10 protein-coding genes are annotated in these 12,367 nt (G+C 67.5%); 5 read left to right on the forward strand and 5 right to left on the reverse strand.

The genetic code is table 11. The features are described from left to right. Complete coding sequence (locus ACFWRO_RS18945) at positions 1–1,080, reverse strand: Lrp/AsnC family transcriptional regulator (RefSeq protein WP_384511591.1); 1,080 nt, start codon at positions 1,078–1,080, stop codon at positions 1–3. Positions 1,081–1,292: 212 nt separating this feature from the next. Between ACFWRO_RS18945 and ACFWRO_RS18950 the strand changes: the two genes are divergently transcribed. Then, positions 1,293–2,396: a sensor histidine kinase gene (locus ACFWRO_RS18950; RefSeq protein ID WP_384511823.1), complete on the forward strand. Its 1,104-nt coding sequence runs from the start codon at positions 1,293–1,295 to the stop codon at positions 2,394–2,396. Positions 2,397–2,416: 20 nt separating this feature from the next. Here ACFWRO_RS18950 and ACFWRO_RS18955 read toward each other — a convergent pair whose 3' ends face one another. From ACFWRO_RS18955 to ACFWRO_RS18970, 4 genes are all read right to left on the reverse strand, one after another. After that, positions 2,417–3,409, reverse strand: a complete 993-nt coding sequence (locus tag ACFWRO_RS18955) for a hypothetical protein (RefSeq protein ID WP_384511593.1) — start codon at positions 3,407–3,409, stop codon at positions 2,417–2,419. A gap of 311 nt (positions 3,410–3,720) precedes the next feature. Further along, complete coding sequence (locus ACFWRO_RS18960) at positions 3,721–4,806, reverse strand: sensor histidine kinase (RefSeq protein WP_384511595.1); 1,086 nt, start codon at positions 4,804–4,806, stop codon at positions 3,721–3,723. Between the two features lie 274 nt (positions 4,807–5,080). After that, positions 5,081–5,761 carry a response regulator gene (locus ACFWRO_RS18965; protein ID WP_384511597.1) on the reverse strand — a complete coding sequence of 227 codons (681 nt, stop codon included), beginning with the start codon at positions 5,759–5,761 and terminating at the stop codon, positions 5,081–5,083. A gap of 567 nt (positions 5,762–6,328) precedes the next feature. Beyond that, complete coding sequence (locus ACFWRO_RS18970; RefSeq protein ID WP_384511599.1) at positions 6,329–6,778, reverse strand: SsgA family sporulation/cell division regulator; 450 nt, start codon at positions 6,776–6,778, stop codon at positions 6,329–6,331. An 806-nt stretch (positions 6,779–7,584) separates the two neighbouring features. On the opposite strand from ACFWRO_RS18970, the gene ACFWRO_RS18975 reads away from it, so the two are divergent. The 4 genes from ACFWRO_RS18975 (at position 7,585) to ACFWRO_RS18990 (ending at position 10,383) form a co-directional block, all read left to right on the forward strand. Continuing rightward, positions 7,585–9,213, forward strand: a complete 1,629-nt coding sequence (locus ACFWRO_RS18975) for a phage tail sheath family protein (protein WP_384511601.1) — start codon at positions 7,585–7,587, stop codon at positions 9,211–9,213. Positions 9,214–9,293: 80 nt separating this feature from the next. Further along, a complete protein-coding gene (locus ACFWRO_RS18980; protein ID WP_384511603.1) occupies positions 9,294–9,746 on the forward strand; it encodes a phage tail protein in 453 nt (150 codons plus the stop codon). A gap of 11 nt (positions 9,747–9,757) precedes the next feature. Beyond that, entirely contained in the window at positions 9,758–10,225 is a 468-nt protein-coding gene (locus ACFWRO_RS18985) for a hypothetical protein (protein WP_384511605.1), read from the forward strand. Then, positions 10,177–10,383: a DUF6760 family protein gene (locus tag ACFWRO_RS18990; RefSeq protein ID WP_384511607.1), complete on the forward strand. Its 207-nt coding sequence runs from the start codon at positions 10,177–10,179 to the stop codon at positions 10,381–10,383. Before ACFWRO_RS18985 ends, ACFWRO_RS18990 begins: the two co-directional genes overlap by 49 nt. Positions 10,384–12,367: the final 1,984 nt, after the last annotated feature.

Raw genomic sequence — 12,367 nt, forward strand, 5'->3', positions numbered from 1 at the left:
CTACACGGGTCGGGTGACGGGGTGCGGCCGGTCCGGGCGCACCCCGTCGTGGCCTTCGTCCCGCAGGTCCATGGGAACGCAGCTCACCGCGCGGTCACGGTGGTCGAGCACGCGGCCGACCCGCTTCATCGAGCGGGTGACAACCATCCGATCCCGTACGGCCAGCTGATAGGACCCCTGTGTGATCTGCTTCTCGAACTTTTGCAGATGCTCCAGGGAGTTCACCCAGACGACGATGCCAAGGGTGTACGGGCCGACGCTGGAGAACGCGGCACGGACCTCGGGGCGGCGCATCAGCAGGGTTCCGATCTGCTCCAGGTGCCCCAGTGGGGCATCGGCGAAGAGCAGGGCGTGCACCGGTGTGCCGGTCGCCGACCGCGCCACCTCGGCGCGCAGGGTCAGCTGGCCGTTGCCCAGCAGCCGCTCCAGACGCCGACGTGCGGTTGACTCGTTGAGGCCGCTGATCTCGGCCAGACGGCTGATGGGCGCACGGCCGTCGCGTCCCAGCTCCAGTGCCAACTCCCAGTCAGGACCGGAGAGTTCGGACCAGGGAGGCGGCTTCCCGCCGGGAGTGCCACGGTCGATCAGCCCGAGCTGGGAGCTGTCGAGCGACCGCAGGCGCCAGCGGCTCGCGTCGGTGAAGTTGCGCATGGTCATGTGCGTGCGTACGCGCGAGACGTGGCGCAGCGCCTGGAGCCGCCCGAGCGAGTACTCCGCCAGGGCCTCGTAGGACCGCGCGGCCACGATGACCAGGAGATCCCGGTCCCCGGTCACCACGTCCACGGTGTACGCGCGTGGGTCCGCGCACAGCTCCCGGGTCACGTCCTCGACGTGCCCGTGCTTACAGACGATCTCGATCATCGCCGTCCGGGTGGCGGGCTCGTGCGGCGGATGGCAGGTCACCCAGGCGATTCCCAGCTCCTCCAGACGCCGCCACCGGCGTGCCGCCGTGGCGCCATCGATGGAGAGGACCTGGCCCACTCGGGCCCAGCTGGCCCGGGGAGCCAGTTGCAGGGCATGAAGGATTTCGAGGTCGAGTTCGTCCAGGGTGCCCGAATCTAGAATATTTCTGCTCATCATTCTATAAATCCTGCCTCAGGACCGATGTGGGCCGCCACTCGGCGAGGATGCTGGCTACGCGCCGCTTCCCCGGCGGTCCCCGATCAATGAGTGTCCGAGCCATTCGAACGATGAGATTTCCCGCGCACAATTTCCTGTCCCGCCCTCTGCCGCGCCTTCCCCTTCGCATCCCGTCTCTCGGCGGCAGCGGCGAAGCCCGACTCGTGGACGTGATGGTGAGCCTCACGTCCTGCGTCGTCTCCTTCATCGCTCTGGACAATGAGCACGACAGTGGTGTCATCACGACGTACGGCGGTTCGGCGCTGGTGGTGGGGGCCGTGTCCGCTGCCCTCCTGCTGCGCCGGACGGCGCCTGCGGTGACCGTGGTGTTCGCCCTGCTGAGCACCCTGGCGTCCGACGACGCGACCCCACTGATCTTCGCCACATACGCCCTGGGCGCCTACGACAGCCGGGGCCGCTGGCTCCTCCTGGGGGTGGTGGGCCTGCTGTACGGCCTCACGCGCTGGTGGGTGACGGCCGTCCCGCCCGACGCATCGGCGGTGGTGTACCTGACCATCACTGCGGTGTGGTTCCCGGCCGCGCTCGGGGATCTGACCCGCAGACGGCGGGAGGCTACGCGGTTGCTGCGGCAGCGGCTGGTGGCCGTCGAGCATGCCATCGATCAGGCCGCGCGGCAGGCGGTGGTCGACGAGCGGACCCGGCTGGCCTTCGACATCCACGACGGGATCGGCCATCAGGCAATCGTTCTCACCCTCCAGGCCCGGGCGCTGCGAACCTGCCCCGGCCTGCCGGACAAGGCTGTGGAGCTGTCGTCGACGATCGAGGAGAGCGCGCGGGTCGTGCTCGAGGACCTTCGCGACATTCTCGATGTCCTGAACGGGAGCTCGGACCGGCGCGCCCGGGGAGGGCCGGCCTTCGCGCAGTTCGCCGCGGCACTGGTGGCGAATCTGACCGCCGCCGGGATCGACGCCTCATACCGGCAGAGCGGGCAGCCACGGCCGCTGCCCGCGCAGGTCGACGAGGTGCTGCGCGACTGCGGACGCGAAGCCCTCACGAACGCCGTGAAGCACGGCGGAGGCGTCCCCGTTTCGATCGGTCTGGACTTCACCGCCGACGAGGTGTGCCTGGAGGTGCGCAACGGCGTCATGGGTGCCGTGTCCCCGCGCCACGACCGATCCGGCGGCATCGGCATGGCGAGCATGAGTGCCCGCGTGGCCGGGGTCGGCGGACGGTTCCAGGCCAGCTCCACGCCGGAGGGCGGTTTCCGGGTGCGGATCGTGCTGCCCGCTAAGCGGCAGCCGGTTGCCGTGAGCTGATCCCCTCGGCCGGGGTCGGCTTACGGCGGGGCTGCGGACGGGAGCCGGCGGCGTGGGGCCGGCACCGGCCTCGCCGCCCACGCGTCGAGCGCGGCGGAGACCGCGCACCGTACGGTCACGCTGCCGAACACCTCCCTGTAGCGCTCCCCCGCGTCCTGTGACTGCTCGTTGACGGCGTAGCCCGTGGTACCGAGGGTGATCTCCTTCGCGCGTTCCCCCCGTGCCCACTTCGCCCACCAGCGCTGCTCTTTGGTGTAAGCGACGCGGAAGCGGACGGACAGGGAGACCTCGTAGTGGTGGAAGTCCCCCTCGGTGTGGATCGTTCCCGAGTTGAGGTGGCCAAGGGCGTTGCTGGCTTCCACGGCCTTCTCCTGGGTGGCCGAGAAGCCCGCGCTGCCGACGGCTCCCGGCTCGATGCCGGCGAGCTTCCCGCCGGTCAGACCGGCCGTGTAGGTCCTTCCGGTGGTCTTCCGCAGGAGGCGGGTGCGCCCCTCGGTGCCTTGGTATGTCCGGTCCATGGAGCCCTGGGTGATGCTCACGAGCTGAGGTGCGCGCTCGGGGTGCAGGGAGAGGGCGATGTGTCCGGAGTAGTTCCAGTAGCTGCTGTTGCCCGCGATCTTGACCCGCTCCTCCTCACCGCCTCTGAGTTCGACACTCTTACGCATGCCGTCCTTGGAGAGCATGTACTCCAGTTTGTCCTCGGTGTCACGGTTCTTCAGCCCCTCGGGCAGGGTGTCGAAGACGGCCGTCTTCATCTTGGCGGAGAAGTCGATGTTGTTGACCAGCGCTTCTGGTTGGAGTATCTGGCGGGCATCGGCCGGGCGGTCCAGTTCCTTCGTGAGGTTTCCGACGCGCCGCTGCTGGTTGCGGAGGCGTCGATCCTCCTGGAGGCCGACGGCCCAGCCGGCGAGCCCTGTCCTCGGAGCGGGGCTCTGTTGAGTGGGCCTTCGCGGTGCTGCGCTGGGAGGGCTGGCGCTTCGCGCCGTCATCGGATTCTGCGTTGCGAAGGTCATGGGGTTCATCCGTCCGCCTCTCCGGTTGCAACTGGGGTCAGAGGTGTCCCGCCGAAGTTAGGGGGCGCGCGGGTCGGCATCAATAGCCCGAGGTGGCCGGCCACTTGGCCCGCCGGAAGTCAACTTCCGGCGCGCGCGCTCGCCGAAGTCGGATTCTGTCGCCGCCTACGGCTCCGGAGAATTGAGCTCCGGTCGACAACGAAGGACAGCGTCTGCATCGGGCGGCACACACGGAATCCGCCGTGGAGTTCCGCGGTTGCCCGGCGAGGACACGTAGGACAAGCCCGCGCATGCTGAGGCGACCGTGGATCTCAGCCCGTCAGGGCGCGCGCGGTCAGCGGTATGCGGGCTCCCAGCCGGAAGCCGCCGCCTGTCGTCGGGTGGGCGTGGAAGCTGCCGTTGAGTCGTTCGACCCTGACGCGCAGACTCTGCAGGCCCGTTCCGGTGCCGCCCAGCGAAGGGCCCTTGCCGGCGCGCGGTCCGTTTCGTACGCACATGCCCACCCAGTCCTGGCGGAAGGTGAGCGTGATCTCGATGTCCGCGCCGGGTGCGTGCTTGACCGCGTTGGTCAGTCCTTCCTGCCCGATGCGGTACAGCGTGGACTGGATCTGCTGCGGCAGAGGGAAGGGCGCGCCGTCGATCGAGCAGGCCGCGTCCACGCCGATGGCGCGCATGTTGCGCACCAGCGACTGGAGGAAGACCTGGTAGCCCGCGTCCACGAGTCGAGCGGGCGGAGAGATCTCGCCCGGGTCCTCGCGGAGGATGTCGACGATCTCTCGCAGTTCGACCATGACGGTGCGGGAGGCGTCCTCGATCGCCCCAGCTCCTTCCCTCACCTTCTCCGGGTTGTCCGCGTTGACCTTTACCGCCGCGGCCTGGAGGGTGACGACGGCTATTTGGTGGCCAATGCCGTCGTGCATGTCGAAGGCCAGCCGGGTGCGTTCCTCAAGGACCGCGTACTTGGTCGCCTGGTCCACGGTGCCCTGGATCCGGCGCACCTGCTGGCGGTAGAGGGCGTTGAACTGTTCCTGCCGACACAGCAACTGTGCGACCAGGGCGGTCAGTACGACGTGAACCGCCAGCTGGTACACCACTATGCGGGAGAAGGGAGATTCACCCAGCAGGGGCCGCGTCAGGTAGTAGCCCAGCGCCACCGCAACAATCGTCAGCAGCCGGACGCGCCGCGCATACCGGGCCAGGGCCCACGTGCTGAAGATCAGGGGAGTGGTTTCGTCGGTGACGAGTGTGGCCAGGACGCCGGCGACACCGGCCAGCTGGGGCAGCTGTCGGCGGACCAGGAGGGTGAGTGCCGAGGCTGCGCCCGCGGCCATCGACCACGCGTAGCCGGAGACAAGGCCGGTGCGGTAGTTCTCGGAGACCGCGAGGAGCGTGAGCATGAGAGCTATGAGGCAGGTGGCAACGTCGCGTAGCCGTGGGTCGGCAAGCCGTAGTTTCCCTGCGTACAGGGGGGTTTCTCGGGCGAGGGCCCAGCGCCTAAACGCGGTCTCGAAAGCGGATACGGAACACAAGGGAGCGCACAACTTCCTTCAGAACTCGGTACGCGCTCAGTATCCGGAGGGGGCTCGTCCCGTATGAATGACGTTCTGGCTGTGAATGCGCCCGAAGGTTGACCGCTGGGGGGCAAAGGTTGATTCCCGGGTGCGGTGGGGGTCACTTCCTCGGGGAACGCGTGCGATCCGTGCCGACCAGTCCGGCTTCGTACGCAAGGATCGCGGCCTGCGTCCGGTTGTCAAGACGCAGCCGGGCAAGCATGCGCGAGGCATACGTCTTGACGCTGGCCAGGGACAGGTGGAGCGCCTCGGCGATCTTCTGGTTGGTGTAGCCGGCACCGATCAGGGCCAGGACCTCGCGTTCGCTGTCCGTCAGGGAGTCGATCTTCTCCTGGAGCCCGTTGGACCCTGTGGGCATGCGCGCCTGCGCCCGGCTGACCAGCTTGGTCATGATCGCGGGTGACAAGACGGTGCCGCCTGCGGCCACGGTGCGAACCGCTGCGACCAGTTCGTCCGTCCGCAGGTCCTTGAGGAGGAATCCCGCCGCGCCCGCCTGGAGCGCTTCGATGACGAGGTCGTCGGTGTTGAAGGTGGTGAGGACCAGGACACGGGGCACTTCTTCGAGCCGCATCAGCTGGAGGGTGGCCTCCACACCGCCGATGTGCGGCATGTGGAGGTCCATGATGACCACTTGCGGGCAGTGCTCCCGGGTGGCGCTGACCGCCTCCGCGCCATCGGCGGCCTCCGCCACCACGACGATGTCGTTGTCGGCCTCGAGGACCGAACGCAGACCGGAGCGGATAAGACTCTGGTCATCAACAATCAGAACGCGGATCGTCACTGACGCTTCCTCACTGAGACAGGAGGCTGATTCCCCCTGAGCATCCAACCTGCGGCCAGCCAACACGGACTGATCAAGGGTGCCCGAGGGCTCTGTCCGGGCACGGAAAGACAATAGGGCATGTCTTTGCCGGAACTTTACGGGACGGTCTGGCCACGGAGTCACTTCGCACTATCGAAAGCGTTTCCACTGAATGGAGACATGACAAAGAACCCGCGGGGGAGGGGGGTAGCCATGGCATATCGGTATCGCCCTCTTCCGGTGCCCTGGGGAATGCGGGTCCGGGTCAGGCGCGGCCCGGCCGAAGACCGGGGGGAGATCGTAGGCCGGGCCGCTGCTGACACGGGAGGCCCTTCGCGGGGAAGGGAGACCCTCACCAGTGGAACTGATCTTCAGTCGCCTCCGTGTCGGGTTCCACTGTGCCCGATTCCTCATGGCTTGGGCCGCGTCGAAAGTTGACCCAGGGGATCGAGGGTGGATCGTTCCGGCCGACCGTCGAGGTGCTGCCGTTCCGCCGGGGGACCTTGGTCCCGTGCGGTTCGGGACTTCCTCCCCTGCATGCCGGAATCACATATCGGCAAGCGCGCCGGCGTCGAGGCCGATTTCCATCGTCTCCAGCCCCGGCGGAACGAGACGGTAGGTGCGCCCCAGGAACTCGATCAGAGAGTGGGTGTCGACGACGGGCGTCAACGGCTCGATGCGCCTGTCTTGCCTTTCGCCGCCTCGCCTTTCACCGTCTAGCCGTTCGCCGCCCGGCAAGCGGATCCGTGTCTCATTGCGGTGGCTCCCGGGGCGTACGCCCACATCGCCGTGCCCGACGTGGTGGGCGATGCCATGTGTCAGCAGCTCCCGTGCGAAGACCACCTCACAGTACGCCTCGTTGGAGAACGTCACCTCGGCACGCACGCCATGAGGGTCGTCCTGGGTGTAGTGCAGGCGCATGTCCACCGGGAACCTGTGACCGGTGTCCGTCACCACATGGGCCCGTGTCTGCATCGACACCGAAGCGTTGCTCATCCGGCTTCCTTCCGAGTTCTGGACAGGTCGAATATCTCCGCGACCGCCTCAGGTTAGCGACCGTGAAGGCCGCGGAAAGCGCGTCGTAGGGTGACCGCCACGGCATCGGAGGTTGATGGAATAGCGATTCTCCAGACGGGCAGTTCAACCATTCGGCCAGCCAGAGTGCGATAAAGCGCGCCGGTAATCTCACGACGGGGAAAGCGACCGCTCAGGGCACACCCGCGCCCCTTCCCGGCGCCGCCGCCCCCTCGGCTGGCGGCTCCCGTCCTCGCCGCCATCGGCGCTAATAGCCATCCCCTGCAGGGCAAGTCGGCTCGGACACCCCAGGAACCTACGGCCCGGCCACCCGGGCGGCACTACAGCACTGGAGCTCGTAAACCGCACGGGATCCCCCACCGAATGCGACGAGAACAACTCACCGTCACAAGCGCCCCCGCAGCGACGCAAGGCCGAGAAAGTTGAACATACGCGCTGAAAGTTGACGCGATCTGCGAATAGAAGAACCCTCGGCTGGAAATTCGGCAGACTCGCTGGATTCGTTTGACAGCCCCGGATCGCAGCGACAATGATCCCATCGAGATCAGCGGCTCATCGCCTGACCCAACACCCCTGTGGTGCACCAGATATGGCGCGGTACTACGCAGAGCGCGCCGCATCAGCACTGGCAGCACACCTTCATGACGTTGCCTCACTACTCGGTTACCGGCAGTCGTATGCGATACCCACTTCTGTGAGCGCTGGAAGGAAATGAATCGGCGCGCTGCCTGATCTCCCCTCAATCACTTTCAGAAAAGGAAAGCTGGATGCCGAACTACTTGTCTCCTGGTGTGTTCATGGAGGAGGTGTCAGGCGGCTCCCGCCCGGTGGACGGTGTGGGTACCGCCATCGCCGCCTTCGTCGGGTTCGCGCAGCAGGGACCGCTGAACGAGCCCGTCCGGATCACGAACTGGAGTCAGTACACAAAGACTTTCGGTGAGTTCGGCGAAGGCTCCTACCTCGGACACTCGGTCTACGGCTTCTTCGCCAACGGCGGCGGCACCTGCTACGTCGTCCGGGTCGGCGAGCAGCCGCCGTCGGCCACCGGCGGCACCGAGGCAGGGGCGCTCGCCGCTCCCCGTCCTCAGGAGCTCGGCGGGTTCCGTGTCGTGGCGCTTCCCGCGTCCGCCGGCAGCGACATCTCGCTCGATGTGCAGCGCAAGGCGTCCGACGGCGGTGCCACCAGCAGGACGCGCCGCCCGGCAGGCGAGAAGCCGAAGGCCGGCAAAGACGGGGACGCCCCGAGTGACGCCACCGACTCCGGCCCTGACACATACACCCTCACCGTGAAGGTCGACGGCACCCCGGTGGAGACCTTCGAGGTGTGTAGCGACAAGACGTCGCCGCAGTACGTGGTCACACAAGTGAAGGAGCGCTCCAAGTACGTCCTGTTCGAGGAGCCCGCCACCGCCACGAGCACCGCCCTCGCACTGCCCGAGAAGTCCTCGCTGTCCCTCACCGGCCGCGACGCGGCCGCGATGACCGCCAAGGATGTGGTCGGCGGGTACGTAGGCGATGTCAGCCGCCGCTCGGGGCTGTCCGGTCTCGAGGCGATCGACGACGTGACCATGGTCGTCGCTCCCGACCTGATGGCCGCATACGAGCGCGGCGCGCTGGACCGGGAGCAGGTCAAGGCCGTCCAGCTGGCGATGATCAGCCACTGCGAGAACATGGCCAACCGCATGGCCATCCTCGACCCACTGCCGGACATGACGCCCTCCGAGGTCTATGACTGGCGGCAGAACGAGGCCGGCTTCGACTCGAAGTTCGCTGCCCTGTACTACCCCTGGGTGAAGGTGGCCGACCCGGCCGACGGCAAGGGATTCCTCATGCCGCCGTCGGGCCACATTGCGGGCCTGTGGGCCCGCAACGACGCGGCGCGCGGCGTCCACAAGGCCCCGGCCAACGAGGTCCTGCGCGGCGTCCTGGACCTGGGCATCCAGGTGACCAAGGGCGAGCAGGAGCAGCTCAACCCGGCGGGCATCAACTGCGTACGGAGCTTCCCCGGCCGCGGCATCCGGGTGTGGGGCGCACGCACGCTCTCCAGCGACGCGGCCTGGCGCTACCTCAACGTACGGCGGCTCTTCAACTACCTGGAGGAGTCCATCTACCAGGGCTCGCAGTGGGTGGTCTTCGAGCCGAACGACGAGCGGCTGTGGGCGACGGTCCGCCGCAATGTCGCCGCCTTCCTGGTGAACGAGTGGCGCCAGGGAGCTCTCTACGGCTCCACGCCGAGTGAGGCCTTCTACGTCAAGTGCGACGCCGAGACGAACCCGCCCGAGGTGATCGACTCCGGGCAGGTCGTCTGCGAGATCGGTGTGGCCCCGGTCAAGCCGGCCGAGTTCGTGGTGTTCCGGATTTCTCAGGAATCCATCGGCGGTTCATCGGGCGAGTAGGCTGCCCCGTTTTCTCCTTCTCAACACATCGCATATTTACCGCACATAGACCGAGCCAGACCGGATCGTAAGGAAGAGAAATGGCTTCTGCCAAGGAAAGTGCGCCCGACCACAAGGGTCTGTTCGGACTCCAGGTCGACGGGATTGAAATACCCAACGCCATCAGCGTCTCCGGCTTGGAGAAGGGGACGGGCATCGTCGAGGAGACCGTCATCGACACCAAGACTGGCCTCCCCTTCAAGCGAAAGACACCGGGCACCAGGACCGCGCCGGTCGTCACGCTCGTCCGGCCCGCCGACGACAAGTCGAAGGTCCTCATCGACTGGGTCAAGGCCGCCGAAACCGGTGACACCGGAAAGATGTACAAGAACGCCACGATCGAGGCGAAGGATCCGTCGGGAAAGACGACCAAGCGCTACAACCTCACTGACGCATGGGTGAGCAGCTACAAGGTCGACGACTTCTCCGCGGGCAGCGACGGTGCCGCGACTGAGACCGTCACGATCCAGTGCACGACTCTGGAGATCGAGTGAGGCGTGGCCGTGTGACCGAGGGAGCCGCCACCGCACCGGTGGCGGCTCCCTCGCCGGCCGCCGCTCCGGGGCAGGGGCCGACCGAGCCCGGCGGCCCGCGGCCCGGCCCTGCGGCTCTGCCCACCGAGTTCCCCTTCACCCTGCCGCGTGGCTACCTGGACTCCGAGGGAGTCACTCATAGCGAAGGGGTGATGCGGCTGGCGACCGCTCGAGACGAACTGATTCCGCTCACCGATCCCCGAGTGCAGGAAAATCCGGCGTATCTTTCCGTGATTCTCATTAGCCGCCTCATTACGCGGCTCGGCAGTCTCCGCAGCGTGCATTCCGACATTGTGGAGAACATGTTCGCCGCGGATCTCGCTTTCCTGCAGAGGTTCTACGAGAAGATCAACACGGATGGCTCGACGCTGGCCACGACCGTGTGCCCCCAGTGCGATCACGATTTCGAGGTCGACATGGGGAGCCGCCTGGGGGAATAGCGACGTACGCGGCTGAGGATCTCCACGCCGAGATCGCGTACATCGCGTACTACTTCCACTGGCCTCTGAGTGAACTTCTCGACATGGAACACGTATACCGGCGCGCCTATCTGCGCCAGATCAGAAACATCCATCAGCAAGTGGACGGCAGGGGGTAGCACGATGTGGCGCGGGGTGTTCGGGCGAGGACAGCGTGCGGCGGGTGATTCTGGGGCCGATGTCCCCGCCGCGGCCACAGATCCGGTTACCGGTGCGACGTCGTCACGCACGCATGCGATGCCGGGGTCCCCCGGGGACACCCGGCGCCCCCACATCGCGCTGCCGCAGCCACTGCTGCTGATGTGCGCCGAAGTGCAGCCGGTCACCGATCCGCGTTGCGTGGTACCCCGCCTCGCCTCGTGGCGCGATCCCCGGCTGAGTCGCAACATCGCGACGCTCATCAATCCCGACCTCCCGCTGGTACTCCATGAGTTGGCGGGGATGACAGGGGCTCCGCGGCATCGACGAACGGAGGCGCTGAGGTGGCTGAGCGCCAGCGCTGCCGGGGGTGGTGAGTGGGGCTGGGGCGAGAACTGGGGCCAGGGCTGGCACCCCGGGTCAGGGGACTTCTCCCCCCTCTCGGACGGTGGCACTGCCGGAGGCTCTGTCCACCGTCCCCTGCCGCAGGCTGCCACACGGCTAGAGGGGGAGGCGCCGCGGGAGAAGCGGTCCCGCCGGCGGGACGGGACCAGGCGTGGCCCTGCAACCGAGCCCAAGGCCTCCGCCCCCGCCTGGGGACCCCGCAACGGTGGTGAAGGGTCACCACCGACCGAGACGTCTGTGGGTGTTGGCCCGGCAGCCCCTCGCACTCGCCTCTTGCACAGATTCTTCAAGGCCGTTCCGGGGGCGAGTCAGCCCGCCCCTGAGGGTGGTCGCGTACGCGACAATGACGGGGGGCGTACCACGGCCGAAGCACAGCCTTCGGGACCACTGGTTTCCCGCCGAGGCGGCGCCGCGTCTCACGGCCAGGAGCCGGAGCAGGACGAGGTCCCGGCCCCCGCAGAGCGCGAGTGCTACAAGCCCTCCCACGGCCAGACGCCGGGGCGCGAAGACCTCGAGCTCCCGGACAGTCCCGCTCTGCTCAAGCAGAACCCGCGCATGGATCGGGGCAGCCTCTCCTCAGAATTGCCCGCGGGGAACAAGGGTCTTCCAGTCGCCGACGTCCCCGGACGCAGCTGCTCATGCCGACCGGTGAACTGGACCATGTCCAGCGATGACGCGGACGTCGTCGACGCCGTGCGCGGCGGCAGCGCCCTGGACACAGACATGGTGTGGGCGGAGCCCGCGCTACCCCGGCCCGACGTACCGAGCGCCCCGACGTCAGCGAGCGCGTCCCGGCCACTGTCGCTCCGGCGCATCTGGCACGCACTCGCGCATGGCCGGCAGTCTCCACGTACTCCTGTGTCCCGCACACCGACCGTGGACCGAACGTCTCTCACGTCCCTCGCCGACAGCGTCCCGCGACATTCCGTGGCGCCGCTGGGAGGGGCTGCGAATCACGCGCCACTCACGCCATTGCCGACGGCAGAGACACCATTCACGGCTCTGCCCAGCACCGAGACGCCGACCAGGCCGCAGGCGACGGAAGAGGGCACCGCGATGACGGCTCCGCCCGGCTCGGGTACCCCCGTACCGTCTTCCCCCGGTGCCGCACGTCTGCAAGAGCACGTCGGCGGCGAGCCTCCGTCAACTACCCCTACCGCACCGCACACACATCACTCGACATCCGCAGCTCCTGTGCCCCTCGCGGCCTCTGTGGACCCCCTGGCGCTTCCGCCCGCGAACGGCTCCCCTGCCCCTGCCGCAGGGTCCGCGATTGGAGACGCGGTGCCGGCTGAGGATGACCTCGCGGTGCGCATGTCCGGGCCTGGGCGCGTCATGGGCCTCGTGACCAGTGGCGATGCCGAGAGCCAGCCCTCACCGGAGTGCGTCTCCACCGAGGGAATGCGCATCTCCGGCACACGAAGCGAATGGGCGTCGAGCCCGGATGCCGGTGATTCCACAGGAACCGGTGCGCGCGAAGTCGTGGACCCTCCAGCTGCCAAGGGCACACCACCACTCCATGAGGTTCGGCGAATCGAGACGACCAACTCCACCTCACGG

It is taken from the genome of Streptomyces sp. NPDC058579 (assembly GCF_042718575.1).
Classification (GTDB): domain Bacteria; phylum Actinomycetota; class Actinomycetes; order Streptomycetales; family Streptomycetaceae; genus Streptomyces.

Bases quoted from the DNA above. Each gene is read 5' to 3' on its own strand.
- ACFWRO_RS18945 (WP_384511591.1), bottom strand. From the start codon at position 1,080: ATGATGAGCAGAAATATTCTAGATTCGGGCACCCTGGACGAACTCGAC.
- ACFWRO_RS18950 (WP_384511823.1), top strand. From the start codon at position 1,293: ATGGTGAGCCTCACGTCCTGCGTCGTCTCCTTCATCGCTCTGGACAAT.
- ACFWRO_RS18955 (WP_384511593.1), bottom strand. From the start codon at position 3,409: ATGACCTTCGCAACGCAGAATCCGATGACGGCGCGAAGCGCCAGCCCT.
- ACFWRO_RS18960 (WP_384511595.1), bottom strand. From the start codon at position 4,806: ATGCTCACGCTCCTCGCGGTCTCCGAGAACTACCGCACCGGCCTTGTC.
- ACFWRO_RS18970 (WP_384511599.1), bottom strand. From the start codon at position 6,778: ATGAGCAACGCTTCGGTGTCGATGCAGACACGGGCCCATGTGGTGACG.
- ACFWRO_RS18975 (WP_384511601.1), top strand. From the start codon at position 7,585: ATGCCGAACTACTTGTCTCCTGGTGTGTTCATGGAGGAGGTGTCAGGC.
- ACFWRO_RS18980 (WP_384511603.1), top strand. From the start codon at position 9,294: ATGGCTTCTGCCAAGGAAAGTGCGCCCGACCACAAGGGTCTGTTCGGA.